The organism is Tsukamurella pseudospumae (assembly GCF_001575205.1).
In the GTDB taxonomy this organism is placed as follows: Bacteria; Actinomycetota; Actinomycetes; order Mycobacteriales; family Mycobacteriaceae; genus Tsukamurella; species Tsukamurella pseudospumae.
Genome location: NZ_LSRE01000002.1, coordinates 135,138 through 159,982 on the forward strand (window position 1 = coordinate 135,138; position 24,845 = coordinate 159,982).

The 24,845-nt window shown below is 70.0% G+C and carries 24 protein-coding genes; 16 read left to right on the plus strand and 8 right to left on the minus strand.

Annotation, left to right across the window (positions count from 1 at the left end; genetic code table 11):
- Positions 1-81: 81 nt before the first annotated feature.
- The 7 genes from AXK61_RS02865 to AXK61_RS02895 all read left to right on the plus strand — a co-directional run bounded on the left by AXK61_RS02865 (position 82) and on the right by AXK61_RS02895 (position 6,773).
- Positions 82-813 carry an SDR family oxidoreductase gene (locus AXK61_RS02865; RefSeq protein WP_068570838.1) on the plus strand — a complete coding sequence of 244 codons (732 nt, stop codon included), beginning with the start codon at positions 82-84 and terminating at the stop codon, positions 811-813.
- Between the two features lie 94 nt (positions 814-907).
- A complete protein-coding gene (locus tag AXK61_RS02870) occupies positions 908-2,611 on the plus strand; it encodes a sodium:solute symporter family protein (RefSeq protein ID WP_068570840.1) in 1,704 nt (567 codons plus the stop codon).
- A gap of 16 nt (positions 2,612-2,627) precedes the next feature.
- Positions 2,628-2,930 carry a hypothetical protein gene (locus AXK61_RS02875; RefSeq protein WP_068570842.1) on the plus strand — a complete coding sequence of 101 codons (303 nt, stop codon included), beginning with the start codon at positions 2,628-2,630 and terminating at the stop codon, positions 2,928-2,930.
- Positions 2,917-3,723 carry a DeoR/GlpR family DNA-binding transcription regulator gene (locus AXK61_RS02880; protein ID WP_068570844.1) on the plus strand — a complete coding sequence of 269 codons (807 nt, stop codon included), beginning with the start codon at positions 2,917-2,919 and terminating at the stop codon, positions 3,721-3,723. The genes AXK61_RS02875 and AXK61_RS02880 overlap by 14 nt, the downstream gene beginning before the upstream one ends.
- A gap of 8 nt (positions 3,724-3,731) precedes the next feature.
- Positions 3,732-4,820 (plus strand): galactose-1-phosphate uridylyltransferase, encoded by a 1,089-nt coding sequence (gene galT, locus AXK61_RS02885; protein ID WP_068570865.1) that lies wholly within the window; start codon positions 3,732-3,734, stop codon positions 4,818-4,820.
- Positions 4,817-5,896, plus strand: a complete 1,080-nt coding sequence (gene galK, locus AXK61_RS02890; RefSeq protein ID WP_068570846.1) for a galactokinase — start codon at positions 4,817-4,819, stop codon at positions 5,894-5,896. The genes galT and galK overlap by 4 nt, the downstream gene beginning before the upstream one ends.
- Positions 5,897-5,996: 100 nt before the next feature.
- A complete protein-coding gene (locus tag AXK61_RS02895) occupies positions 5,997-6,773 on the plus strand; it encodes an aspartate/glutamate racemase family protein (RefSeq protein ID WP_197466731.1) in 777 nt (258 codons plus the stop codon).
- 9 nt (positions 6,774-6,782) lie between these two features.
- On the opposite strand, the gene AXK61_RS02900 is transcribed toward AXK61_RS02895, so the two are convergent.
- On the minus strand, positions 6,783-7,814 hold the full coding sequence (locus AXK61_RS02900) for an ATP-dependent 6-phosphofructokinase (RefSeq protein ID WP_068743888.1): 1,032 nt from the start codon (positions 7,812-7,814) through the stop codon (positions 6,783-6,785).
- A gap of 176 nt (positions 7,815-7,990) precedes the next feature.
- Here AXK61_RS02900 and AXK61_RS02905 point away from each other — a divergent pair, with 176 nt between their 5' ends.
- The 4 genes from AXK61_RS02905 to gap all read left to right on the plus strand — a co-directional run bounded on the left by AXK61_RS02905 (position 7,991) and on the right by gap (position 12,625).
- Positions 7,991-8,953 carry a sugar-binding transcriptional regulator gene (locus tag AXK61_RS02905; RefSeq protein ID WP_068743713.1) on the plus strand — a complete coding sequence of 321 codons (963 nt, stop codon included), beginning with the start codon at positions 7,991-7,993 and terminating at the stop codon, positions 8,951-8,953.
- Between the two features lie 56 nt (positions 8,954-9,009).
- The gene (pyk, locus tag AXK61_RS02910) at positions 9,010-10,431 is read left to right on the plus strand and encodes a pyruvate kinase (protein WP_068743715.1); all 1,422 of its coding nucleotides are present in this window, start codon (positions 9,010-9,012) and stop codon (positions 10,429-10,431) included.
- Between the two features lie 64 nt (positions 10,432-10,495).
- Complete coding sequence (gene fbaA, locus AXK61_RS02915) at positions 10,496-11,524, plus strand: class II fructose-bisphosphate aldolase (protein ID WP_068743716.1); 1,029 nt, start codon at positions 10,496-10,498, stop codon at positions 11,522-11,524.
- Positions 11,525-11,608: 84 nt separating this feature from the next.
- On the plus strand, positions 11,609-12,625 hold the full coding sequence (gene gap, locus AXK61_RS02920; protein ID WP_068743718.1) for a type I glyceraldehyde-3-phosphate dehydrogenase: 1,017 nt from the start codon (positions 11,609-11,611) through the stop codon (positions 12,623-12,625).
- Positions 12,626-12,650: 25 nt separating this feature from the next.
- On the opposite strand, the gene AXK61_RS02925 is transcribed toward gap, so the two are convergent.
- Both AXK61_RS02925 and glpK read right to left on the minus strand, forming a co-directional pair.
- Positions 12,651-13,808 carry an aminotransferase-like domain-containing protein gene (locus AXK61_RS02925; RefSeq protein ID WP_068743720.1) on the minus strand — a complete coding sequence of 386 codons (1,158 nt, stop codon included), beginning with the start codon at positions 13,806-13,808 and terminating at the stop codon, positions 12,651-12,653.
- A gap of 67 nt (positions 13,809-13,875) precedes the next feature.
- Positions 13,876-15,429: a glycerol kinase GlpK gene (glpK, locus tag AXK61_RS02930; protein WP_068570447.1), complete on the minus strand. Its 1,554-nt coding sequence runs from the start codon at positions 15,427-15,429 to the stop codon at positions 13,876-13,878.
- Positions 15,430-15,456: 27 nt separating this feature from the next.
- Here glpK and AXK61_RS02935 point away from each other — a divergent pair, with 27 nt between their 5' ends.
- From AXK61_RS02935 to AXK61_RS02950, 4 genes are all read left to right on the plus strand, one after another.
- The gene (locus tag AXK61_RS02935; protein ID WP_231855408.1) at positions 15,457-17,259 is read left to right on the plus strand and encodes a glycerol-3-phosphate dehydrogenase/oxidase; all 1,803 of its coding nucleotides are present in this window, start codon (positions 15,457-15,459) and stop codon (positions 17,257-17,259) included.
- A gap of 113 nt (positions 17,260-17,372) precedes the next feature.
- Complete coding sequence (locus AXK61_RS02940; protein WP_139057810.1) at positions 17,373-18,389, plus strand: DUF418 domain-containing protein; 1,017 nt, start codon at positions 17,373-17,375, stop codon at positions 18,387-18,389.
- A gap of 1 nt (position 18,390) precedes the next feature.
- Positions 18,391-19,527: a sensor histidine kinase gene (locus tag AXK61_RS02945; protein ID WP_068743721.1), complete on the plus strand. Its 1,137-nt coding sequence runs from the start codon at positions 18,391-18,393 to the stop codon at positions 19,525-19,527.
- The gene (locus AXK61_RS02950) at positions 19,528-20,172 is read left to right on the plus strand and encodes a response regulator (protein ID WP_068743723.1); all 645 of its coding nucleotides are present in this window, start codon (positions 19,528-19,530) and stop codon (positions 20,170-20,172) included.
- Here the strand turns inward: AXK61_RS02950 and AXK61_RS02955 are convergent, their stop codons facing one another.
- Together AXK61_RS02955 and AXK61_RS02960 are read right to left on the minus strand one after the other, a co-directional pair.
- Positions 20,173-20,742, minus strand: coding sequence for an META domain-containing protein (locus AXK61_RS02955; RefSeq protein WP_068743725.1), 570 nt, complete (start codon positions 20,740-20,742; stop codon positions 20,173-20,175).
- A 51-nt stretch (positions 20,743-20,793) separates the two neighbouring features.
- Positions 20,794-22,365 carry an MDR family MFS transporter gene (locus tag AXK61_RS02960; RefSeq protein WP_175399958.1) on the minus strand — a complete coding sequence of 524 codons (1,572 nt, stop codon included), beginning with the start codon at positions 22,363-22,365 and terminating at the stop codon, positions 20,794-20,796.
- A 173-nt stretch (positions 22,366-22,538) separates the two neighbouring features.
- Between AXK61_RS02960 and AXK61_RS02965 the strand changes: the two genes are divergently transcribed.
- A complete protein-coding gene (locus tag AXK61_RS02965) occupies positions 22,539-22,982 on the plus strand; it encodes an SRPBCC domain-containing protein (protein ID WP_068570452.1) in 444 nt (147 codons plus the stop codon).
- A gap of 13 nt (positions 22,983-22,995) precedes the next feature.
- On the opposite strand, the gene AXK61_RS02970 is transcribed toward AXK61_RS02965, so the two are convergent.
- From AXK61_RS02970 to AXK61_RS02980, 3 genes are all read right to left on the minus strand, one after another.
- Complete coding sequence (locus tag AXK61_RS02970; RefSeq protein WP_068570453.1) at positions 22,996-23,205, minus strand: dodecin; 210 nt, start codon at positions 23,203-23,205, stop codon at positions 22,996-22,998.
- A 53-nt stretch (positions 23,206-23,258) separates the two neighbouring features.
- On the minus strand, positions 23,259-23,645 hold the full coding sequence (locus AXK61_RS02975; protein ID WP_068743890.1) for a hotdog fold thioesterase: 387 nt from the start codon (positions 23,643-23,645) through the stop codon (positions 23,259-23,261).
- Positions 23,646-23,806: 161 nt separating this feature from the next.
- Entirely contained in the window at positions 23,807-24,742 is a 936-nt protein-coding gene (locus AXK61_RS02980; RefSeq protein ID WP_068743892.1) for a type IV toxin-antitoxin system AbiEi family antitoxin domain-containing protein, read from the minus strand.
- Positions 24,743-24,845: the final 103 nt, after the last annotated feature.

Genomic DNA, 24,845 nt, shown 5'->3' on the forward strand with positions numbered 1-24,845 from the left:
CCCGACGGTCACAGCGGGACGTGCTGTCCGGTCCTTGTTGTGAAGGCCCGAGCGGTTCGGGCTCGATCGAGAGGGCATGAGATGGCGAAGTTCGTGGTGATCGGCGGCACGGGGTTGATCGGGTCGAAGGTGGTGGCGCGGCTGGCCGCGGCCGGTCACGAGGCAGTGGCCGCGGCGCCCAGCACCGGGGTGAACGCCGTGACAGGCGAGGGGGTCGACGCGGCATTGGCGGGCGCGGAAGCGGTGATCGACGTGGCCAACGCGCCGGCGTGGGGCGACGACGAGGTGCTGGCGTTCTTCACCGCGTCCACGACCAACCTGCTTACCGCAGAGCGGCAGGCGGGCGTGCGCCGGCACGTCGCGCTCTCCGTGGTGGGGACCGAACGCCTGCTTGAGAGCGGCTACTTCCGCGGGAAGATGAAGCAGGAGGAGCTGATCCGCGCCGGCGACGTGCCCTTCACGATCGTGCGGGCGACCCAGTTCTTCGAGTTCGTGGCGGGCATCGCCGACGGCGGCACCGTAGGCGATGAGACCCGCCTGCCGGGCGCCGGGATCGCGCCGATCGCCTCGGACGACGTGGCGGACGCTGTCGTGCGGGCCGGCCTCGCCGAACCGGTCGGCGGCATCGTCGAGGTCACGGGACCGGAGGTCTACCCGATGGACGAGCTGGTGCGCCGGATGTACGCCGAGCAGGGGAACGGGCGCACCGTCGTCCGGGATCCGGAGGCCACGTACTTCGGCACGCACCTTGAGGACAGCTCGCTGCTCGCCGGACCGGGGGCGGAGGCGGGGGAGCAGAGGTTCTTCGCGTGACGATTCCGAACGAAAAATGACAGAAACGCTCGTCGACGATGTGCGAGCCTGTTAGATTTCGTGAGAATTCGTCCGTAAGACCAATGGAGGCGTGATGCTCCTCGCCGATGGTGCGCTTCGACTCAACGTCGGAATGCTCGACTACGTGCTGGTCGCGATCTACTTCGTGTTCGTGCTGGGTATCGGTTACCTGGCGCGGCAACAGGTCGCCTCCAGCCTCGACTTCTTCCTCTCGGGCAGACGCCTCCCGGCCTGGGTCACCGGCATCGCCTTCGTCTCCGCGAACCTCGGCGCGGTCGAGATCATGGGCATGTCGGCGAACGGCGCCCAGATCGGGCTGTCGACGATGCACTACTACTGGATCGGCGCGATCCCGGCCATGGTCTTCCTCGGCCTGGTGATGATGCCCTTCTACTACGGCTCGAAGGTGCGCAGCGTCCCCGAGTTCATGCGCCGCCGGTTCGGAACCGGTGCGCACCTGGTGAACTCGCTCAGTTTCGCGGTGGCCCAGGTGCTCATCGCCGGCGTCAACCTGTTCCTGCTCGCCACCGTCGTGAACGCGGTGCTGGGGTGGCCGCGGTGGGTGTCGCTGATCGTGGCGGCAGCGGTCGTGCTCACCTACACCGCGCTGGGCGGCCTGTCGGCGGCGATCTACAACGAGGTCCTGCAGTTCTTCGTGATCCTCGCGGCACTGGTGCCGCTCACCGTGATCGGCCTGATCAAGGTCGGCGGCTGGAGCGGCCTCAAGGCCAAGATCATCGACACCGCCAAGCCCGACGGGACGGTGACGGCCACCGTCGAGCAGCAACTGCACACCTGGCCCGGCCAGGCCCTGAGCGGCTTCTCCTCGCCCGTGTGGTCGGTGGTGGGCATCGTCTTCGGCCTGGGCTTCGTGCTGTCCTTCGGCTACTGGACCACCAACTTCGTCGAGGTGCAGCGTGCGATGGCGTCGAACTCGATGTCGGCGGCGCGCCGTGCTCCGATCATCGGCGCCATCCCGAAGATGTTCATCCCCTTCGTCGTCGTAGTCCCGGGCATGATCTGCGCCGCGATGATCGGCGACATGATGCACCTCAAGACCACGGGCGCAGCCGACGGCGTGACCTACAACGACGCGATCCTGCTGATGATGCGCGACGTACTGCCCAACGGCCTCCTCGGTGTGGCGGTCGCGGGCCTCATCGCGTCGTTCATGGCGGGCATGGCGGCGAACGTCTCGGCGTTCAACACGGTCTTCAGTTACGACCTGTGGCAGCAGTACGTGGTCAAGGACCGCGAGGACGGCTACTACATCCGCGTGGGGCGCATCGCCACCGTCGCGGCGGTCGTCATGGCCATCGGCACCGCGACCATCGCGGCCGGCTACTCGAACCTCATGGACTACCTCCAGACCCTGTTCGGGTTCTTCAACGCGCCGCTGTTCGCCACCTTCCTGCTCGGCATGTTCTGGAAACGGATGACACCCACGGCCGGCTGGGTCGGCCTCGTCGCCGGAACCCTCTCCGCCGTCACGGTGTTCGTCCTGCAGGAGGTGGGAGTCATCGACCTACCCGGCCAGGGCATGCCGTTCATCGCGGCGTCCGCCGCATTCATCGTGGACATCGTGGTGTCGGTGCTCGTCTCGACGGTGACCGCGCCGAAGCCCGAGGCGGAACTGGCCGGCTTCGTCTACTCCGCGACCGACCGGAGCACGCTGCGGGGCGACGCGGACGCGGCGGCGGCCTGGTACGCCCGCCCGGTACCCCTCGGCGTGGCGGTACTCGCCGTCACCGCCGTACTCGGCCTGATCTTCCACTGACGAGGAGCTGACAACAATGACGAACGACGACACCGGCTCGGCCCCCGCGGAGAAGGCGGAACGCTCGATCCTGGCCCTCCTCTTCGACATCCGCGCCATCATCGCCGCCCTGCTCGGCATCTACGGCGTGCTCCTCCTCGTCGCCGGTATCGCGCCGGGCTTCGCGGAGGCGGGCGCGAAACATTTCCAGCACACGCCCGATCGCGCCGACATGTCCGCGGGCAGCGCGGGCAACCTGTGGGTCGGAGGTGCCCTGGTGCTCGTGGCCGCTGCCTTCGCGGTCTGGGCGCTGATAGGTTCGCGGCGTGCTGGCAGCTGAGAGACGCAGGGTGATCCTCGAGGCGGCGGTGGCCACGGGCGCTGTACGCGTCATGGACCTCGCCGTGGAGCTGGGTGTCTCGGAGATGACGATCCGCCGCGACCTGGACCGTCTCGAGGAGGCGGGCGAGCTCACGAAGGTGCACGGCGGCGCGGTGCGCTCCGGCGGCTCCACCGGTCGTGGCGTCGAACCCCGCTCGGCGCTCAAGGCCGTGCGCGACACCGCCGAGAAGCGGGCGATCGCCGCGGCCGCCGTCGACCTGGTGGGGGACGGCATGACCGTGGCGGTCGGCGCGGGTACGACCACCGTCGAGCTTGCGCGCCTGCTGCGGGGCCGCGCCGTGTCCGTGGTGACCAACTCGATCTCGATCTTCCACGCACTCACCGACCCCGACCACGACGATGCGGACGGCGACCCGACGGTGGCCGCGGCCGTGCAGCTGACCGGCGGGCAGCGGACGCCGTCGGACGCGCTGGTCGGGCCGGTCGCGAACGCGATGCTCGAGCGGGTCCGGTGCGACCTCGCCTTCCTGGGCTGCCACGGCATCGACCCGGTCGCCGGCTTCACCTCGCCCAACATCGGTGAGGCCGAGACCAATCGACGCCTCATCGCGAGCGCACGCTCGACGGTGCTGCTCGCCGATCACACCAAGTTCGGCGAGATCGGAGCGCACCTGTTCGCCCGGTTCGCCGACGTCGACGGGCTGATCATGGACTCGGGGACGCCACGCGCGGCGCGCGAGGGCCTGGCCGCGGTGATCCCGCTGACGCTGGCCCCGGGCGGTGCAGCGTGATTCGGAACATGCAGGCGCCGTTCGCCTCCCGGCTCGCCGACGGCCGCGAGATCCTGTTCTTCTCGTCCGATGGCGCGCCGCTCGTCGGCACGGATCGCCGGGACCTGCCGCCCCGCCCGACGGTGCCCACCACCACCGTCCGGCGCGACCCCACGACCGGCGACAACGTGATCATCGCGCCCGCCCGGCAGGAGCGGACCTACAAGCCGCCGCGGACCATGTGCCCGCTCGACCCCGATCCCGCCGGGCTGTCGAGTGAGATCCCCGCCGAGGACTACGAGGTCGTGGTCTTCGAGAACCGCTTCCCCTCGCTCTCCACGCCCGAGGGATGGGTGGCGGACGACTTCCCGCAGGCGGATCCGCTGCGCGTGCAGTGGCCCGGCCTGGGCCGGTGCGAGGTGGTCTGCTTCACCAGCGATCACGACGGCTCCTTCGCCGGCCTGACGCAGCGCAGGGCCCGGCTGGTGCTCGACGCCTGGACGCATCGCACGGCGGAACTGTTCGCGCGCAGCGACATCGAGGAGGTCTACTGCTTCGAAAACCGCGGCGAGGAGATCGGTGTGACGCTGACGCACCCGCACGGGCAGATCTACGGCTACCCGTTCCGGACCCGCCGCACCGCCTCTCTGGTGCGCACCGCCGCGCAGTACCGGCGCGAGCACGGGCGGGACCTGTTCGAGGCGGTCCTCGCGTCCGAGATCGCCGACGGTGACCGGATACTCGTGCGCACGGACCTCACCACGGCGTTCGTGCCCTACGCGGCGAAGTGGCCCGTCGAGGTGCACGTGTACCCGAATCGGCACGTGCGCAACCTGACCGAGATCACCGATGCCGAGGCGGACGACCTGGCCGCGGTGTACCTGACGCTGCTGCGGGCCTTCGACGCCCTCTACGATGCGCCGCTGCCGTACATCGCGTCGTGGCACCAGTACCGGACCGACGAGCCCGAGGGCTACCTGCACGCCGAGCTGTTCTCGATCCGCCGCAGCGCGGACAAGCTCAAGTACCTCGCCGGGTCCGAGTCGGGGCGTGACGCCTTCGTCACCGACAAGACGCCCGAAGCGATCGCCGACGAGCTGCGTGCGGTGATCGGATGACGGTGCGCGCCTACGCCCCCGGGCGGGTGAACCTCATCGGCGAGCACACGGACTACAACGACGGCTTCGCGCTGCCCATCGCCCTGCAGGTCGGAACTGTCGCCGAGTTCGACGGTGCGCCGTCCGGCGCCACGATCGAGGTGTCCTCCGCGCAGGAGCGCGGGACCGTCGTGATCCCGCTGGACACCACCCCGCACGGCGTCGGCGGCTGGGCCGCGTATGTGGCGGGCTGCGTGTGGGCGCTCCGCGACCACGGGATCGACGTCCCACCCGGCGAACTGCGGCTGAGCTCGGACGTGCCGGTGGGAGCGGGCCTCTCGTCGTCGGCCGCGCTCGAGTGCGCGGTGCTGCTGGCGTTGGCACCGTCGAACGGCCTGGACCGGACCGAGCTGGCGCGGGTCGCCCAGCGCGCGGAGAACGCGTACGTGGGTGCCCCGACGGGACTGCTCGACCAGATGGCGAGCCTCTACGGCGAGGACGATACGGCGCTGCTCCTCGACTTCCGCAGTCTCGCCGTCGATCCCGTGCCGATGCGTCTGGGCGACGACGTCCTGCTCGCGATCGACTCGCGGACGCCGCACCAGCACGCGGCGGGGGAGTACCGCCGCCGGCGCGAGGCGTGCGAGGCCGCTGCGGCGCAGCTCGGTGTGGCGTCGCTGCGGGACGCGCCGGGCGACGCCTGGGAACGGTTGGCGGACGACGAGATCCGTCGTCGCGCCCGACATGTTCTCACCGAGAACCGCCGCGTCCTGGACGCGGCGGCAGCCCTCCGTGGCACGGATCACTCGGCTTTCGGGGTGCTGATGAACGCCTCGCAGGCGTCGATGCGCGACGATTTCGAGATCACCGTTCCCGCGATCGACCTCATCGCCGCGACCGCGGTGGGCCTCGGCGCCCACGGCGCCCGGATGACGGGCGGCGGGTTCGGCGGCACCGTCATCGCCCTGGCGCCGGAGGATGCTGCGCGACGGATCGCGGACGAATTGCCCGGGCTCGTCGCTCGGGCGGGCCATCCCGTCCCGACGGTGGCCGCGGTGCGGCCGGGACGCGGTGCGCACGTCCTCCCCGAGGTGTGACCGCGCGGGTGCCACCGTTCTGCCGTATGTCCGGAATTCGGAGTGTAGATTCCACAGGACGGAATCGAGCTCGATCGTGAGCCGGGCGGAGAGGTGCGACATGGCGGTACGGGGCAGCGGGCTGGTGGCGGGGTTCATCGCTCTGACGATGGCGGTCGCCGGGTGCGCGACCAGCGGTGACGGTGCCGCTGTGAGCTCGTCGGCCGCCGCGGCGCCGGCGAAGAAGATCGTGCTGATCAACCCGAACTCGAGCGCGAGCGCGACCGCCTCGATGGTGGAGCTGGCGGCCGCGGAGGCGGGCGGCGCCGCGACGATCGTCGGGGTCACCAACGAGGGCGTGCCTGCGCTCCTGACGACCCAGGACGACATGGTCGCCGCGGCACGTGGCGTGCTGAAGCGCGGTGTCGAGGCGGCGACGGACCCGAGCGTCGCGGCCATCGTGGTCTCCGCCTTCAGCGACCCGGGCCTGACCGAGCTGGACGACGCGCTCACGATCCCCGTGTTCGGCATCGGCACCGAGGCCTTCCGGGAGGCCTCGCAGGGCGGCCGCGCGTTCGGAATCGCCACCGTCACCTCGGATCCTGCGCTCGTCGAGTCCTTCCGGGCCAAGGCCGCAGCGCTGGGTGTCGAGGGGCAGTACCGGGGCGTGCGGGTCACGCCCGGCGACGCGACGGAGCTGGTGAAGTCCCCGGACCGGCTGGACGCGGCGCTGCGGGAGGCCGTCCGGCAGTCGGTGGACCAGGACGGTGCCGCAGCGGTCATCATGGGCGGCGGGCCGCTCTCGCCGTCGGCCCTGCGCCTGCAGCCGACGGTGAACGTACCGCTCGTGGTCGCCGTCAACGCGGCGGTCCGGAACGCGCTCAAGGTCATCGGCTGACGGCTCGGCTCAGCCGAAGAAGGTCGCGGCGTCGTCGTAGCGTTCCCGCGGGACGCGCTTGAGCTGCTTGACGGCGTCCGCGAGTGGTACGAGCCCGATGGACGTGCCGCGCAACGACACCATCTGCCCGAACTTCCCCGCGTGCGCCGCGTCGGCGGCGTTGACGCCGTAGCGGGTGGCCAACACCCGGTCCGCGGGCGTCGGGGTACCACCGCGCTGCACATGACCGAGGACGGTGGTGCGGACCTCCTTGCTGATCCGCTTCTCGATCTCCACCCCGAGTTGGTGCGCCACCCCGGTGAACCGTTCGTGCCCGAACTCATCGGTCCCGCCGACCCGCAGCTCCATCGTGCCCTCCGCCGGTTTGGCGCCCTCGGCGATCACCACGATGAAACTCGAATGCCCCCGCTGGAAGCGTCGTTTGATCAACGCGCACACCTCCTCCACATCGAAGGGCACCTCCGGGATGAGCACCATGTGCGCGCCGGACGCCAGCCCGGAGTTCAGGGCGATCCAGCCGGCGTGCCGGCCCATCACCTCCACCAGCATCACCCGCTGGTGTGATTCGGCGGTCGAGTGCAACCGGTCGATGGCGTCCGTGGCGATGGTCAGGGCCGTGTCGAACCCGAAGGTGACATCGGTGCAGTCGATGTCGTTGTCGATGGTCTTCGGCACCCCCACGACGGGGACGCCCTCGTCGGCGAGCCAGGACGCCGCGGTCAGGGTGCCCTCCCCACCGATCGGGATCAGCACGTCGATGCCGTTGTCGTCGAGGGTCTGCCGGATCCGGTCCAACCCGGCCCGCAGGATGTCCGGGTGGGTGCGGGCGGTGCCGAGCATCGTGCCGCCCTTGGTCAACAACCGGTCGTTGCGGTCGTCGTTGGACAACTGGATGCGTCGGTCCTCGAGCAGGCCGCGCCACCCGTCCTGGAACCCGACCACCGCCGACCCGTACCTCGAATCACTGGTGCGGACCACCGCCCGGATCACCGCGTTCAACCCCGGACAGTCACCACCACCGGTCAGCACTCCGATGCGCACTTCGCTCTTCCCTTCGCCGCCGGAACGGGGCCGTCGGGCCTCGTCGTACCCGCCCATCAGACGGGGATCGGAACGTTTCGACAACGAGGGCGCCCATATGGGCGCGAAATCGGGCATCGCGGATCTACGCTGGAGCGGTCGGGGCGGCCGTCCCCCGGCGCCACGAGGAGGCACTGATGGGGTCCATGGGGCCGGCCGAGGTGGTCCGGGCCGCAGCGATCGCGCGGCGGTTCTACTTCGACGGGAAGTCGAAGATGGAGATCGGCGCGGAGTACGGGCTGTCCCGGTACAAGGTGGCCAGGATCCTGGACGCGTGCATCGAGTCGGGCCTGGTCCGCATCGAGATCAACACCGACGCCGCGATCGAGGCGGATCTCTCCGAGCGGCTCCGTCAGGCGTACGGGCTGCGCCGCGCACTGGTCGCCACCGGCTCGTTCACCGACTTCGACGGTCTGCGACACGGGCTCGGGCGGGTCGCCGCCGACTTGCTCAGCGAGGTCGTGACCGAGACGGATGTGCTCGGCGTCGGGTGGGGGCGCACCCTCGACGCGATGGCGCAGCACGTCCGGGACCTACCGCCGTGCACCATCGTCCAGATGTCGGGGGTGGTGGGCGACGTCCAGGCCAGCTCCGTCGACCTGGTGCGGCAGTTGACCTCGGTCTCGCGCGGGCCGCAGTACCCGATCTACGCGCCGCTGATCATGTCGGATCAGCGGATGAAGGCTGCCCTCGCGCGGCAGCCGGGGGTCGCCGCAGCGATGGACCTGTGGAAGCGGATCACGGTGGCCGTGGTGGCCGTCGGGAGCCTGGACCTGACGGGCTCCCAGGTGTACGCGATGCTGTCGGATCAGGGACGGGCGGAACTGGATTCGCTCAGCGTGGCCGCGGAGCTCTGCGCCATCCAGTTCGACGCCGCCGGGCGCCCGGTGCGCACCAACTACAGCGGGCGCACGCTGGCGATCTCGTACCGCGAGCTGGCCGCGGTCGACGAGGTCATCGCCATCGCCGGCGGCCACCAGAAGGTGGAGGCCATCCGCGCGAGCCTGATGAGCGGAGTCGTGACCTCGCTCGTCACCGATCGGGAGACCGCCATCTCGCTGCTGCGCGTCGCGCCCGCCGAATCCGCGGACCGCGCCTGATGCCCATATGGGCGTGATGGTTGTCACGTCCATCGCCGGTGCATACCTTTCGTCGTGTGACTCGTCGAACCAAGATCGTCTGCACTCTGGGCCCTGCCGTCGGAACCGAGGAGAAGGTGCTCGCTCTCGTCGAGGAGGGCATGGATGTCGCCCGCCTGAACTTCAGCCACGGTGAGCACGCAGACCACGCCGCGAACTACGCGCGGGTCCGTGCCGCCTCGGACAAGACGGGCCGGGCCGTGGGCATCCTCGCGGATCTGCAGGGCCCGAAGATCCGTCTGGGGCGGTTCGCGGGTGATGGGCGCACCGTCTGGGAGACGGGTGAGACGGTCCGGATCACGGTCGATGATGTGGTCGGGACGCATGATCGGGTGTCGACGACGTACAAGGAGTTGGCGCAGGACGCCCGCCCGGGCGACCGGTTGTTGGTTGATGACGGCAAGGTCGGTCTGACGGTGTCGTCGGTGGACGGCAACGATGTGGTCTGTGAGGTCACTGAGGGTGGCCCGGTGTCGAACAACAAGGGCGTCTCGTTGCCCGGGATGAACGTGTCGGTGCCGGCGCTCAGTGAGAAGGACATCGAGGATCTGGAGTTCGCGCTGCAGTTGGGTGTGGATTTCATCGCGTTGTCGTTCGTGCGGTCGCCGGCGGACATCGAGCGGGTGCATGCGGTGATGGACCGTGTGGGTCGTCGGATCCCGGTGATCGCGAAGTTGGAGAAGCCGGAGGCGATCGAGAACCTCGAGGCGGTGATCCTGGCGTTCGATGCGGTGATGGTCGCCCGCGGCGACCTCGGCGTCGAGCTGCCGCTCGAGGAGGTACCGCTCGTCCAGAAGCGCGCGATTCAGATCGCCCGGGAGAACGCCAAGCCGGTGATCGTGGCGACGCAGATGCTCGAGTCGATGATCGAGAACAGCCGTCCGACGCGTGCGGAGGCTTCGGATGTCGCGAACGCGGTGCTCGACGGTGCGGACGCGGTGATGCTCTCGGGTGAGGTGTCGGTGGGTAAGTACCCGATCGAGACCGTCCGGACCATGGCCACCATCGTGCGCGCGGTCGAATGCGGGCCCATCCGCATCCAGGACCTCGCCCACACGCCACGGACCAAGCCTGGCATCATCTCCTACGCCGCCCGCGACATCGGGGAACGACTCCAGGTCGCCGCACTCGCGGCGTTCACCGAGTCCGGCGACACGGTGCGCCGCCTGTCCCGGCTCCGCACCCACCTGCCGCTGCTGGCGTTCACGCCGCACCGTCAGGTCCGCGACCAGCTCACCCTGTCGTGGGGCACCCAGACCGTCCTCGTCGACCCGGTCAGCAGCACTGACCAGATGATCGCCCAGGTCGACGCCGCCCTACTCGGACTGGGCGAGTACGCGCGCGGCAACCAGGTCGTGGTCGTCGCCGGCGCCCCGCCGGGCACCGTCGGCTCGACCAACCTGATCCGGGTGCACCGGATCGGCGAAGACGACCACTGATCCACGGCCCCAACGCAATCAACCCAGATGGTTGCCGCCCCGGCATCCACGGAGAGGATTCACCATGCCCATCGCTACCCCCGAGGCCTACCGCGAGATGCTCGATCGTGCTCGCGAAGGTGGTTTCGCCTACCCGGCGATCAACTGCACCTCGAGCGAGACGATCAATGCGGCGATCAAGGGTTTCGCTGATGCCGGTAGTGACGGGATCATTCAGTTCTCCACCGGTGGTACGGAGTTCGGTTCGGGTCTGGGTGTCAAGGACATGGTCGTGGGCGCGGTGGCGTTGGCGGAGTTCGCGCATGTGGTGGCGGCGCAGTACGACGTGACGGTGGCCCTGCATACGGATCATTGCCCGAAGGACAAGCTCGATGGCCTGGTGCGGCCGTTGCTGGAGATCTCCGCGGAGCGTGTCCGCAACGGGCAGAATCCGTTGTTCCAGTCGCACATGTGGGACGGTTCGGCGATCCCGCTGGAGGAGAACCTGGAGATCGCGCAGGAGCTGCTGGCGAAGTGTAAGGCGGCGAACATCGTCCTGGAGATCGAGATCGGTGTGGTCGGTGGTGAGGAGGACGGTGTCGAGAACGAGATCAACGACAAGCTGTTCACCTCGGATGAGGATTTCGCGAAGACGGTCGATGCGCTGGGCACCGAGGGCTATCTGCTGGCGGCGACGTTCGGGAACGTTCATGGTGTGTATAAGCCGGGGAATGTGAAGTTGCGGCCGTCGGTGCTCGGGGACGGGCAGAAGGTGGCGTCGGAGAAGTTGGGGTTGCCGGTGGGGAGCAAGCCGTTCTCGTTCGTCTTCCATGGTGGTTCGGGTTCGCTGAAGTCGGAGATTGAGGAGTCTCTGTCGTACGGGGTGGTGAAGATGAACGTCGACACCGATACGCAGTACGCGTTCACCCGTCCGGTGGCCGGGCACATGTTCGCCCATTACGACGGTGTGCTCAAGGTCGATGGGGAGGTCGGGAACAAGAAGACCTATGACCCTCGCGCGTATTTGAAGAAGGCCGAGGCGTCGATGGCTGAGCGGGTGGTGGAGGCGTGCAACGACCTGCACTCCGCCGGGAAGTCCACCAGCACCACGTAGCCGGAATCGGCTGCACCACAATCTTATCCCCGCCCATCGCAGTGGAATCCACGCGGAACGGGCACCCTCGAAAGGAACAAGCTCATGACGATTCGTGTAGGCGTGAACGGATTCGGCCGGATCGGCCGCAACTTCTTCCGTGCGGTCGCCGCGCAGAAGGCGCTCGGTACCACCGACATCGAGATCGTGGCGGTCAACGACCTCACCGACAACGCGATGCTCGCCCACCTGCTCAAGTTCGACTCCATCCTCGGTCGCCTCGACGCCGACGTGGTCGCCGACGGAGACACCATCCGCGTCGGCGACCAGGTCATCAAGGCTCTGGAGGTCCGCGAGGGGCCGGCGGCGCTGCCCTGGGGCGACTTCGGCGTCGACGTCGTCATCGAGTCGACCGGCATCTTCACCGCCCGCGACAAGGCCCAGGGGCACCTGGATTCCGGTGCCAAGAAGGTGATCGTGTCCGCACCGGCCGACGGCGCCGACCTGACCGTGGTCATGGGTGTCAACGACGACAAGTACGACGGCAGCCAGGACGTGATCTCCAACGCCTCCTGCACCACCAACTGCCTCGGGCCGCTGGCCAAGGTGGTCAACGACGAGTTCGGCATCGTCAGCGGCCTGATGACCACGGTCCACGCCTACACGCAGGACCAGAACCTGCAGGACGGCCCGCACAAGGATCCGCGCCGCGCCCGCGCCGCCGCCATCAACGTCGTCCCCACCTCCACCGGCGCGGCCAAGGCCATCGGCCTCGTGTTGCCCGAGCTGGCGGGCAAGTTGGACGGCTACGCCCTGCGCGTGCCGATCCCCACCGGCTCCGTCACGGATCTCACTGTGCAGCTGGAGAAGAAGGCCACCGTCGAGGAGATCAACGCGGCCATGAAGGCCGCCGCCGAGGGGAGTCTCAAGGGCATCCTCAAGTACTACGACGCCCCGATCGTCTCCTCCGACATCGTCACCGACCCGCACAGCTCGCTGTTCGACGCCGGCCTCACCAAGGTCATCGACGATCAGGCCAAGGTGGTGTCCTGGTACGACAACGAATGGGGCTACAGCAACCGCCTCGTCGACGTCACCGGCCTCGTCGGAAAGTCCCTGTAGCGAGTTCGACGGGTGCTCGGTCCGATCAGAGCACCGTCGACAGCCTCCGGACGGCCTCGCGGAGCTCATCCGGTGGGGACGTGGTGAAGCAGAGGCGGAGGGAGTGGGCGAGGTCGCGCTGCACGGCGAACGCGGAGCCGGGGACGTAGGCCACGCCCGCGTCCACCGCCTCGCCGAGGTTCGCGGACGTCGCTGTACCGTCGGCGAACTCGCCCCACAGGAACATGCCGCCCTCGGGTGTGGTGAGGCGCAGCCGGTCGCCGAAGGCGTCGGTGAGCGCCGTGTGGAGGGCGCGGGCGCGCTCGCCGTACACGGATCGGATCGTTTCGACGTGGCCGTCGAGCCACACGGTGTCGGCGAGTAATTCCGCGGTCACCGCCTGGGTGAGGCTCGAACCGCAGAGATCGGCGCCCTGCTTGAGGCGCTCCACGAGCGCGAGCACGCCTGCGTCGCCGTGCATCCAGCCCACCCGCAGTCCGGGTGCCACGATCTTGGACGCGCTGGACAGGCGGATCACCCGATCGGAGAACGCGGCGACGGGCGGCACCGTCGGACCGGCGAACCGAAGCTCTCCGTACGGGTCGTCCTCGACGATCCAGAAGCCGAATTCGTCGGCGAGCCGGGCGAGTTCGCGTCGCCGTTCCTCGGTCAGGGTGGCGCCGCCGGGGTTGTGGAAGTTCGAGACCGTGTGCACGATCCGGACCCGCTCCCGCTGCAGGATCGACCGCAGCTCGTCGACGCGCATGCCGCCGGCGTCCAGGGGCACCCCGACCACCCGGGCGCGGGTCGTGTCGAAGGCCTGCAGCGCGCCGATGTACCCGGGATCCTCGACGATCACCGTGTCACCCGGGTCGAGCAGCGCCTGCGCGAGCAGCGAGAGCGCCTGCTGGGAACCGTGTGTGATCACGACGGTGCCGGCGTCGCGGCCCAGCTTCGTGGACTCGCGGGCGTGCACCACTTCCCGCAGCGGCGGCGCGCCCGCGGTCACCCCGTACTGCAGGGCGGCCGGCGAGGCGAGCGCCGCCTGCGCGGCGCGGGCCGTGCGTTCCGTCGGCAGCAGCTCCGGGGCGGGCAGCCCGCCCGCGAGCGAGAGGACACCGGGCTGTTCGACGACGGCGAGCAGGTCGCGGATCGCCGAACCGCGGACGGCACGGACGGACAGGGAGCCTCGTTCCTCGGACATGGAGGAACCATCCCAGATTCAATCCCAGCTGTCGAAACAATAATCCCAATTATTGGGATGGAGATGCTCAGGCCCAGTTCAGCGTGCGGTCCACCGCGCGGTTCCACTCGCCGAAGAGGTGCTCGCGCTGCTCGGCGGGCATGGTCGGCAGCCAGCGCCGGTCCTCGGCCCAGTTGGTGCGGATCTCCTCGAGGGTCCACACGCCCGTCGCGTAGCCGGCGGCGTACGCGGCGCCGAGCGCCGTGGTCTCGATGACGCGCGGGCGGATCACCGGCACGTTCAGGATGTCCGCCTGGAACTGCATGAGCGTGTCGTTGACCACCATGCCGCCGTCCACCCGCAGCTCCGTGAGCGGGATGCCGCTGTCGGCGTTCATGGCGTCGATCACCTCGCGGGATTGATAGGCCGTGGCCTCCAACGCCGCCCGCGCGATGTGCCGCTTGTCGGAGAACCGCGTCAGGCCCACGATCACTCCGCGGGCGTCGGGCCGCCAGCGCGGTGCGAACAGCCCCGAGAACGCCGGCACCACGTACACGCCGCCATTGTCCGGGACACCCGTCGCGAGCTCCTCCACCTCGGGCGCCGCCGAGATGATGCCGAGATTGTCGCGCAGCCACTGCACCAGCGAGCCGCTCACCGCGACCGAGCCCTCCAGGGCGTACACCGGCGCACCGTCGCCCAGTCGATAACAGACGGTGGTCAACAGCCCGTGCTCGCTGAAGACGGGCCGCTCGCCCGTGTTGACCAGCAGGAAGTTCCCCGTACCGTAGGTGTTCTTGGCCGTTCCCGGATCGAGCGCGGCCTGGCCGAACATGGCGGCCTGCTGATCGCCGAGGATACCGGCGATCGGCACGCCGCCGAAGACGCCGCGCTCGCGGACGAGCCCGTAGACCTCCGCGCTCGAGCGGATCTCGGGGAGCATCGCCATCGGGATCCCCATGGCCGCGCAGGTCGCGGGGTCCCACTGCCCGGTCTCGAGGCTCATCAGCATGGTGCGGGAGGCGTTGGTGATGTCGGTGATGTGCAGCGGGCGGGCGTGATCGCCGCCGGCGGTGCCGAAGTCGTCGTCGGTGGTCAGGTGCCACACCAGCCACGAGTCGATCGTCCCCGCGCACAGTTCGCCGCGCTCGGCGCGTTCGCGGGCACCGTCGACGTTGTCGAGGATCCAGGCGATCTTCGGCCCGGAGAAGTACGTGGACAGCGGCAGGCCGCAGGACCGCTTGAACCGTTCCCGGTCCGGCTCCTCGAGGCCCACGGACGCGAGTTCCTCGCACAACTCCTCGGTGCGGGTGTCCTGCCAGACGATGGCGTTGTGGATCGGCTCGCCGGTGGCCCGGTCCCAGACGACCACCGTCTCGCGCTGATTGGTGATCCCGACGGCCGCGATGTCGGCCGCGGTGAGGTCGGCGGTCGCCAGCGCCTGCGAACACACCAGGCGCGTGTTCACCCATATCTGCGTGGCGTCGTGCTCCACCCACCCGCCCCGTGGGAAGATCTGGTCGTGTTCCCGTTGTTCGGAGGCCACGATGGTCCCGCGCCGGTCGAAGATGATGCACCGCGTCGAACTGGTGCCCTGATCGATAGCGGCGACGAACTGCGGGTCGCGAGATGTAACTGCCACGCCCGAATACTGACATGGTGATCACTGATGAACGCTGCCAACCCTGAAACTGCCACTGCCGCGGGCACGCCCGCGGGGGTCTCGACCACCGCGCCGCTGCTCTCGCCGGAGTACCGGGCACAGGCCTGGGACCGGCTCGGGTCCGAGGAGTTCGACGTCGTGGTGATCGGCGGCGGCATCGTCGGTGTCGGGTCGGCGCTGGACGCGGCCACCCGCGGGCTCAAGGTGGCGCTCGTCGAGGCCCGCGACTTCGCGTCGGGCACCAGTTCGCGCAGCTCGAAGATGTTCCACGGTGGCCTGCGCTACCTCGAGCAGCTGGAGTTCGGGCTGGTCCGCGAGGCCCTGCACGAGCGTGAGCTGTCTCTCTCGACGCTCGCGCCGCACCTGGTCAAGCCGCTGCCCTTCCTCGCGCCGCTCACCAAGCGCGTGATCGAGCGGCCCTACATGGCCGCCGGCATGTTCCTCTACGACACCATGGGCGGCGCCAAGTCCGTGCCCGCGCAGAAGCACCTCACGCGCGCCGGCGCGCTCCGGCTCGCCCCCGGGCTCAAGCGCGACGCGCTGATCGGCGGCATCCGCTACTTCGACACCGTCGTCGACGACGCCCGGCACACCATGACCGTCGCCCGGACGGCAGCGCACTACGGAGCCGTGGTGCGCACGTCGACGCAGGTCGTGGACTTCCTCCGGGAGGCCGACCGGGTCTCCGGCGTGGTGGTCCGCGACAGCGAGACGGGGGCCGTCACCGAGATCCGTTCCACCGTGGTCATCAACGCCACCGGCGTCTGGACCGATGAACTGCAGGCCCTCTCGCATCAGAAGGGGCGTTTCCGCGTCCGGGCCAGCAAGGGTGTGCACATCCTCGTGCCGCGCGACCGCATCGTCAGCGACGTCGCACTGATCCTGCGCACCGAGAAGAGCGTCCTGTTCGTCATCCCGTGGGGAATCCACTGGATCATCGGCACCACCGATACCGACTGGAACCTCGACCTCGCGCACCCCGCCGCCACCGCGACGGACATCGACTACATCCTCGACCACGTCAACAAGGTGCTCATCACCGAGCTGACCCGCGACGACATCACCGGTGTCTACGCGGGCCTGCGCCCGCTGCTGGCGGGGGAGTCGGACGAGACCAGCAAGCTCTCCCGCGAGCACGCCGTCGCCGCGATCGCGCCCGGCCTCGTGACCATCGCGGGCGGCAAGTACACGACCTACCGGGTCATGGCCTCGGACGCCGTCGACGCCGCGGAGGCCTACCTGCCGCACAAGGTGCCCGCGTCCTGCACCGAGAAGGTGCCGCTCGTCGGGGCGGACGGCTACTACGCCCTCACCAACCAGACCACGTCGATCGCGCGCGAGCACGACGTGCACCCGCACCGCGTCACACACCTGCTGGACCGGTACGGCTCGCTCATCGGCGACGTCCTGGCGCTGGCCGACGCCGACCACGGCCTGCTCGAGCCGCTGGCCGGCGCCCCGCAGTACCTGCGCGTCGAGGCCGTGTACGCGGCCAAGGCGGAGGGCGCGCTGCACCTCGAGGACGTCCTGGCCCGCCGCACCCGCATCTCCATCGAGTACCCCGACCGCGGGCTCGAGGCGGCCGCCGAGGTCGCGGAGCTCGTCGCACCGGTGCTGGGCTGGTCCGCGGCCGATGTCGCCCGCGAGCTCGAGAACTACGGCGCGCGTGTGGCCGCGGAGATCGAGTCGCAGAACATGCCCGACGACGAGACCGCCGACGCCCTGCGCGCCGCGGCGCCCGAGGCGCGCGCCGAGATCCTCGAGCCCGTCCCCGTCCCCGGCAGCACCACCAAGGTCGTGGGGCGCTGACGGTGCCCGGCGGGCCCCGGCGCGCACGGTAGGCCGAACGGCCGATCCCGCCCGCGCAGGTGCGTCCTTTCGGTCGATCCGCGAGGCGGGCACCGTCGGGAATCGTGAACGGCATGATCCGTTACCGATTCCTCGACGCCCTCCGCGGCTTCGCGCTCCTCGGGATCCTGCTGGTGAACGTGCTGGACATGACGACGCCGCAGGGCACGACCGGAGGGCCGGCCGGGCGTGAGGTCCTCGACCTCGCCGTCCAGAGCCGGTTCGTGCCGATCTTCACGCTGCTGTTCGGTGTCTCGCTGTACCTCATCGCCGGCGGGGCGCGACGCCGCGGCACGGCCGGGTGGTCCGCGCTGGCGCTGCGCATGATCGCGCTCGGGGCGATCGGCGCGGTGCACATGATCGTCTACCCCGGCGAGATCCTCCGCCTCTACGCGATCGCCGGACTCCTGGTGATCCCGCTCGTGGTGTGGGCGCCGGCGCGGATCAACCTGGCCCTCGGCGTGGTGCTCACCTGCCTGGCGTTCGGACCGAGCTCCGGCGGCGTCGAATCGCTGCCCGGCCTGATGCTCGTCGGCGCGGGCGCCGCGGGGCTGGGCGTGCCCGCCCTGCTCGAGGGATCCCGACGGTTCGCGGTGGGGCTGCTCGTGGTCGCCGCGGTGTTCGCGATCCCGCTCACCGCGGCGTACCTCGGGGCGGGCGGCGGCGATCCGCGGTTCAGTGCCGAGGGCTCGCGGGCGGGGCTCGCGACGGCGGTCGCGTACATCGCGGCGCTCGCGCTGCTGTGGCACTGGGGCCCGGCCCGGCGCGCGCTCGGGGCGGTCTTCGAGCCGCTGGGCCGGATGTCGCTGACCAACTACGTCGGGGCGTCGCTCGTCACCGTCGTCGCGGTGCCGGTGCTGGGCCTGTCCGCGGAGGCCACGATCCGGCCGACGACCGCGTTCGCGGTCGTGCTGATCCTGGTCCAGTCCGCGGTCTCCCGGCTGTGGCTCGGGCGCTTCCGGTACGGCCCGCTCGAGTGGCTGGTGCGGGCCGCCACCTGGCGCACGCGGCCCCCGTTCCGGCGCGACCCCGGGGCGTCGGACATGGCTGCGGTACGGCGGACCGTCGAACCCGCTCGGATAGGTTCGTGACATGAACCGTTCCGGCACGATCGGTTTCGCGGCGCTGGCCCTGATCCCCTGGGCGATCGGGGGCCTCCTGACGGCCGAGTCGGCGCGGGGCCTCACGGGCCACCGGGTGGCGTGGAGCCTGGCGGCTGAGGCTCTGACCTCGGTCGGCGCGGTCATCGTGCTGGCCGCCGTGGTCCGTCGATGGCCGATCGGTGTGGCGTGGACCGGCATCGGGCTGGCCCTGGTGACCGCGGTGACCGCCGCCACCGCCCCCGAGTACCCGATCTGGCCCGCCGGGGCGAGTTGGCTGTTCGTCCTCGTGGCCGGCGTCGCGGCCGCGCGGGCGGAGTCCGTGGTCGACGGTGCGGTGGTCGCCGCCGCGGCCGTGCTCGCCGTGCTGTCCATCGCGCCGTCCGCCCGGCAGGACCCGACGTTGTGGGGGGTTGCGCTGCTCGCGGCGGGCACGACGGCGGTCTCGATCAGCTTCGGGCATCGGCATCGCGCCGCGGAGCGACGGCTGGTGACGGCGAGAGCGGAGGCATCGGTGACCGAACGCAGGGCCATGGCCCGCGAACTGCACGACGTGATCGCCCACGAGGTGACCGGGATCGTCGTGCTGGCCCAAGCGGGGATCGCCGCCGGCGACGACCGCAGCGGCGTCCTCGCCCGCATCGAACGCAGCGGGGCGCGCGCCCTGACCGACATCCGGGCCATGGTCGACACCCTGCGCGACCCGGACGTGGTCGCGCCGCCCCGGGCACCGTCGGCCTCCGGTGCGGCGGGCCTGCGCGCGACACTGGAACCGCTCGCTTCCGCGACCGTCCTCGTCCACGTGGCACCGGAGGCGGACGGCGAGGACCTCCCGGACCTGGTGCGGCTCGTCGCGCACCGCGTCGTGTCCGAGGGCGTCACCAACGCGCGTCGGCACGCGGCGGGCTCCGTCGTCCGGGTCACCGTCGAGCGCGCCGACGGTGACCTGCTGGTGGACGTCGTGGACGACGGCCCCGTCGCGGGCGCGCCGCCCGGCCCCGGGCCCGGGGGAGGAACCGGGCTGATCGGCCTGACGGAACGGGCGGCGACGGTCGGCGGCACAGTGACCGCCGGGCCGGAGGAGAACGGATGGCGGCTCGCTGCGCGGCTGCCGGTGAGGCAGGACTGAATGACGATCCGGGTGGTGCTGGCCGACGACCAGGAGATGGTGCGGATCGGGTTCGCGATGATCCTCGGTGCAGCGTCCGACGTCGAGGTGGTGGGCCAGGCGGCCGACGGCGCCGAGGCCGTGGCGGTGATCGCCGAGACCCGGCCCGATGTCGCGCTCCTGGACATCCGGATGCCGCGCGTCGACGGGATCGAGGTGTGCCGGCGGGTGACCCCGGTGGGGACCCGGGCGGTGATGGTCACGACCTTCGGCGAACCCGACTACGTGGACGCGGCGCTGGCCGCCGGTGCGTCGGGGTTCCTGCTCAAGGACGCGGGCCCCGACCTGCTGCTCGCCGCGGTGCGGGCGGCCGCGACGGGGGACGCGCTGATCAGCCCCGAGCTGACCGTCGACCTGCTGCGCCGCAGCCGGGGCACAGGGCGGGCCGCGCCGGACTCGGTGGCCGCGCTCGCGGGTCTGACCGCGCGGGAGCGGGAGGTGGCGCGGTGCGTCGCGCGCGGCCGGACCAATGCGGAGATCGCCGACGAACTGGTGATCAGCCTGGGCACGGTCAAGACGCACCTCGGCGCGGTCGCGCGACGACTGGGAGCGCGCAACCGCGTCGAGATCGCTGCGGCCGTGTGGGCCGCGGGCGAGATGGAGTGACTACCGGGCCGCGGGTGCGGTGGCCGCGGAGCTGATCGCCGCGGTGGCGGACGGTGCGGTGGTGCCGGACGGTGCGGCGGTGGCGGACGGTGCCGCTGACGCGGAGGGCGAGCCGGCGGGGGTGAGGACGAAGGTCCACGAGCGGTTGTTGTCCGGATCGGTCAGCACGAGTTCGGTGCCGTTGCGCGACCAGATCCGCTGGCCCTTGAGGGCCTCGCTGATCGCGGTCTGGGTGCCCTTCGGGTCGGGGCAGTACATCATCGTGGAGGCGACGCCGTTGCCGAAGTCGACGCGGTCCGCACTGGCCAGCGAGGCCGCGCTGCCGTTGAGCGAGTTGCACGAGTCGTTGCCGGAGATGTTGGAGCCCTGGACCCGGAACCAGGCCTGGGGGTCGGACTTCAGGCGCCACTGCGAGCCCACGATCGAGGGCTTCGACGGCGCCGCGGCGGTCGGCTTCGCGGAGCCGGACGAGTTGGCGGGGTCGGCGCCCGCGGATGCGGCGCACCCGGCCGTGAGGACGGCGGCACCCGCGAGCAGAGGAAGGACGAGGGAGGCGGACTTACGCATCATGTGTGCGATTATGCCGCCTCCCTCGTCACAGGGGAAACTCCAGCAACAACCTTAGTGTGCCTTACCGATGTCGACCGGTGTCTTTCCTGCGGCGTCGTCGGAGGTCGCAGGAGCGCCTGACTCGGTCGTCGCGGCCTGCTGGTCGCCGTTCGCCGTGGCGTTGGGCTCCATGTCGATCGTGGTGCGCAGCGGCTTGTTCGGCAGGAACGCGACGGCGATCAGGGTGACGATCGCGCAGAACATCGAGACCAGGAAGATCCGGCCCGTGGCATCGCCGAACGCGGCGTTGGTGATCGCCCGGAACGCCGGGCTGTGCGGATCGGGGAGCACGCGCTGCTCGATCGCGCCCTGCTTGACCAGGTCGGTGACACGGGAGGTCAGCACGGCGCCGAGCGCCGAGACGCCGATCGCGCCGCCGAAGGTGCGGAAGAACGCGACGGAGCTCGAGGCCGCCCCGATGTCCTGCACCCGCACCGTGTTCTGTACCGCCAGCACCAGGTTCTGCATCAGGGCGCCGATACCGAAGCCCATGATCGCGATGTAGAGCTGCACCTGCCAGATCGGGGTCAGGTGGTCGATCGTGCTCAGCAACGCGAAGCCGATGACCAGGATGACCGCGCCGCCCACGACGAAGCGCTTCCACTTGCCGAACCGCGTGATCAACTGGCCCGAGGCGATGGAGGACAGGAGCATGCCGACCACCATCGGGATGGTGAGGACGCCGGCCATCGTCGGGCTGTAGCCGCGCGAGTTCTGGAAGTACAGGCCCAGGAACGACATCGCTCCGAACATGCCCACGCCGACCGCGATCGAGGCGATGATCGCCAGGCCCGTGGTGCGCTGGGTGATGATCTGCAGCGGGATGATCGGGTCCTTGGCGCGCAGCTCGACGAGCACGGTTGCGACCAGCAGCAGGATGCCTGCGGCCAGGTAGACGGCGGACGAGGTCGAGACCCAGCCGTAGTTCTTACCGGCGAAGGACACCCAGATCAGCAGGATGGACACGCCCGAGGTGAGCAGCAGGGCGCCCAGCCAGTCGATCGAGACCGTGTCCTTGCGGGCGGTCTGCAGGTGCAGGGTGCGCTGGATCAGGATGAGCGCGGCCACCGCCAGCGGCACGCTGACGTAGAAGCACCAGCGCCAGCCGATGTGATCGGTGATGACGCCGCCCAGGATCGGGCCGCCGGCCATCGACACGCCCATCACGGCGCCCATGTAGCCCGAGTACCGGCCGCGCTCGCGCGGCGGGACGATGCTGCCGATGATGGCGACGACGAGCGCCGTGAGGCCGCCCATGCCGATGCCCTGGATCACGCGGGCGACCATCAGGACCTCGACGTTCGGGGTCGCGCCGGCGAGGATCGAGCCGGCCACGAAGATGACGATCGCGGACTGGACCAGGACCTTCTTGTTGAACAGGTCGGCCAGCTTGCCCCAGATGGGGGTGGACGCGGCGTTGGCGAGCAGTGCCGTGGTGATCACCCAGGAGAAGGCGGTGGTGGACGCCCCGAGGTCGTCGATGATCTTGGGGAGTGCGGTCGACACGACCGTGGTGCTCAGGAGGGCCGTGAACAGTGCGGCGAGCAGGCCCGCCATGACCTCGAGGATCTCCCGGTGGGTCATGGGGGCATCGGACTGGGGTGGCGTTTCCGCCATGGTCTCGGACATCGGATCTTCCTTCTAAGCTCTAAGCAACAACGTGCAGGGTGCAACTGTAACTTCGGCGAAGATATTCCGCCACGTCTTTAGTGTGTGATCCGGCTCGCACTCGGTGGAACATGTTCTAGATTCGGGGCATGGCCTTCGTCATCGACCACACCCGCGAGATCGCGGCACCGCCGGCGCTCGTCTGGCAGGCGCTCACCGACTTCGACGCGTACCCGCAGTGGAACCCCTTCGCCGTCGCGGCCACCTGCGACCTGCGGCCCGGCGGCGCCATCACGATGCGCGTGGCGCTGCGCCCGCCGAAGCTGATGACCCAGAGGGAGTTCATCGTCGCGGTCGACGAGGGCCGCGGCTTCTCGTACGCGATGAAGCCCGCACCGGGCGGGCTGCTGCGCAGTATTCGCGAGCAGAGCATCGTCGACCTGGGGGACGGGAGGTCGCGCTATGTCTCGCACTTCCAGCTCGACGGTCCGCTCTCGCCCGTCGTGGGAGCCGTCCTCGCTGGGAATCTCCGACGGGGCTTCACGGGCAATGTCGACGGGCTGGTGCGACGCGCGGAGGAACTCGCGCGCTGACGGCTCGGGCCGGCTACTCGTCCATCCGGAACCCGATCTTCACCGTTACCTGGGTGTGAGCCACGGCGCCGTTCTCGATGTGGCCGCGGGTGGAGACCACCTCGAACCACTCCAGGTTCCGCATCGTCTGCGCGGCGCGACTCACCGCGTTGGCGACTGCTGCGTCGTACCCCTCGGTGGAGGTGCCGACGACTTCGATCACTCGGTACACGTTGTTCGTCATACCCGCCCATGCTCCGCTTTTCCGGCGGGCGGGGTGGCGGAACGGTGCGGTTGCTACCTCGCGCGGGCGCGACGGGTGAAGCGCGCGGAGGCGCGGGCGACCACCTGATCGTCGGCGTCGGTGACGCGGATGACGAACAGGTCCTCCTTCGGCAGGCGCTCGCCGATGGTCGCCTCGGCCCGCAGCGCATCGCCGAGCCGGGTGGGGCGGAGGTAGTCGATGTGGATCGCGCTGGCGACGCCGGTGTGTTCGTCGTCGTTCGCGGCCGCCGCGACGGCCGTCCCGACCAGCGCGAAGACGAACGCGCCGTGCGTCGTGTCGTGCGGGTTGAGGTGGTCCTCGGTGACGGTCGTCGTCGACACCGCCCGGCCGCCGCCGTGCCCCGCCACCTCGATGCCGAGGAACTGTGCGTACCGGTCCACGGGCTGCTGCGTGCTCATCGGTCCATCATCGCCGACGGCGCCGCGGGCCACGCACCGTCCTCCCCCACCCGATTCGTTCGGTCCCCGCCGGAACGGCAGGCGGATCGGTGGGGGCCGACCGGATCGGGGGGAGCGATGGCGTTGCGGGTGGCGGGCGATGGATCGGGTGGGAGCGGTGATCACGGGAGTGGCGGCACGACCAGACCATGACGGGCCATCGCCGGCAGGAGCAGCGCGTGCAAGGCTCCGGTCCGCGTGAGGTGTCGCCACGTCCAGCGGACGACCTCGATCCCGGAGTCGGTGAACTCCGCCGCGCGCTCCTTCTCCTCCGCCAGCGCCGCGGCCCGCTCGTCCGAGGTCTCCCCGTACTTGCTCTCGCCGTCGAACTCGCCGACCAGGGTCCCCCAGTCGAAGTCGGCGACGTACAGCCGACCGCCGATGAAATGTTCGGTTTGGAGCTTGGGACGGGGCAGCTTCCAGTTCAGCATGTCGATCCGCGACCAGGATTCGCCGGGCGACTCGCTGTGCTCGACCGACAGATCGAGTGCGCGCTGCGCGACCGCCGCACCCCGTCGGCCGCGGAGGCGATCGACGCAGGCCTGCAGTTCCGCGAGGGGCACGGACGATGGATCGTCCGGCTTCGGGTAGCGGCGGATGAGGCGGACGGCGTCGAACGCGCCAACACCGCGGATGAGGTCGTCGCACATCGCGACATCGACGGCCGTGCGAGCACGTGAGGTGACGAGGATTCCGTCCACCGTCGTGATCTCTTCGGGGAGGAGGGGACGCGGGTGCAGGTGCACCTTTCCGGCCTTGCCGCCTCGGACACCGCCACCGTGGTCACGGCCGGTGGTGAAGTGGACATGAGTGCGGGGCGGATTGATGAACGGGATGTCGTGGAGTGCCGCGGCGCTCTCGTGGCTGACGACGTGGATCCGGTTCACGCTGGCCGCTCGCACGCGCAGCAGGTATCTGACCCAGGGCTTGCTGTCGTCGGGCTCGGTATACACGCCACTCGCCAGCCATTCGAGTTCGCCGGCGGCCACTGCGCGACTGATGTCGCCGCTGCTCCATCCCGTCGATTCCAGATGCCCTCGCGTCAAGATCGTCCCCATATCCGCAGCGAACCAGATCACGCCGACGCGAAGGCCCCCGAAAAGCCGGCTATCCACAGGCTGCCCGAACCGGGCGACCTCGTTCGAGCGTTCCTCCACAGCC

Bases quoted from the DNA above. Each gene is read 5' to 3' on its own strand.
- AXK61_RS02865 (WP_068570838.1), top strand. From the start codon at position 82: ATGGCGAAGTTCGTGGTGATCGGCGGCACGGGGTTGATCGGGTCGAAG.
- AXK61_RS02870 (WP_068570840.1), top strand. From the start codon at position 908: ATGCTCCTCGCCGATGGTGCGCTTCGACTCAACGTCGGAATGCTCGAC.
- AXK61_RS02875 (WP_068570842.1), top strand. From the start codon at position 2,628: ATGACGAACGACGACACCGGCTCGGCCCCCGCGGAGAAGGCGGAACGC.
- galT (WP_068570865.1), top strand. From the start codon at position 3,732: ATGCAGGCGCCGTTCGCCTCCCGGCTCGCCGACGGCCGCGAGATCCTG.
- galK (WP_068570846.1), top strand. From the start codon at position 4,817: ATGACGGTGCGCGCCTACGCCCCCGGGCGGGTGAACCTCATCGGCGAG.
- AXK61_RS02895 (WP_197466731.1), top strand. From the start codon at position 5,997: ATGGCGGTACGGGGCAGCGGGCTGGTGGCGGGGTTCATCGCTCTGACG.
- AXK61_RS02905 (WP_068743713.1), top strand. From the start codon at position 7,991: ATGGGGTCCATGGGGCCGGCCGAGGTGGTCCGGGCCGCAGCGATCGCG.
- fbaA (WP_068743716.1), top strand. From the start codon at position 10,496: ATGCCCATCGCTACCCCCGAGGCCTACCGCGAGATGCTCGATCGTGCT.
- gap (WP_068743718.1), top strand. From the start codon at position 11,609: ATGACGATTCGTGTAGGCGTGAACGGATTCGGCCGGATCGGCCGCAAC.
- AXK61_RS02925 (WP_068743720.1), bottom strand. From the start codon at position 13,808: ATGTCCGAGGAACGAGGCTCCCTGTCCGTCCGTGCCGTCCGCGGTTCG.
- AXK61_RS02935 (WP_231855408.1), top strand. From the start codon at position 15,457: ATGAACGCTGCCAACCCTGAAACTGCCACTGCCGCGGGCACGCCCGCG.
- AXK61_RS02940 (WP_139057810.1), top strand. From the start codon at position 17,373: ATGATCCGTTACCGATTCCTCGACGCCCTCCGCGGCTTCGCGCTCCTC.
- AXK61_RS02945 (WP_068743721.1), top strand. From the start codon at position 18,391: ATGAACCGTTCCGGCACGATCGGTTTCGCGGCGCTGGCCCTGATCCCC.
- AXK61_RS02950 (WP_068743723.1), top strand. From the start codon at position 19,528: ATGACGATCCGGGTGGTGCTGGCCGACGACCAGGAGATGGTGCGGATC.
- AXK61_RS02955 (WP_068743725.1), bottom strand. From the start codon at position 20,742: ATGATGCGTAAGTCCGCCTCCCTCGTCCTTCCTCTGCTCGCGGGTGCC.
- AXK61_RS02960 (WP_175399958.1), bottom strand. From the start codon at position 22,365: ATGACCCACCGGGAGATCCTCGAGGTCATGGCGGGCCTGCTCGCCGCA.
- AXK61_RS02965 (WP_068570452.1), top strand. From the start codon at position 22,539: ATGGCCTTCGTCATCGACCACACCCGCGAGATCGCGGCACCGCCGGCG.
- AXK61_RS02970 (WP_068570453.1), bottom strand. From the start codon at position 23,205: ATGACGAACAACGTGTACCGAGTGATCGAAGTCGTCGGCACCTCCACC.
- AXK61_RS02975 (WP_068743890.1), bottom strand. From the start codon at position 23,645: ATGAGCACGCAGCAGCCCGTGGACCGGTACGCACAGTTCCTCGGCATC.
- AXK61_RS02980 (WP_068743892.1), bottom strand. From the start codon at position 24,742: ATGGGGACGATCTTGACGCGAGGGCATCTGGAATCGACGGGATGGAGC.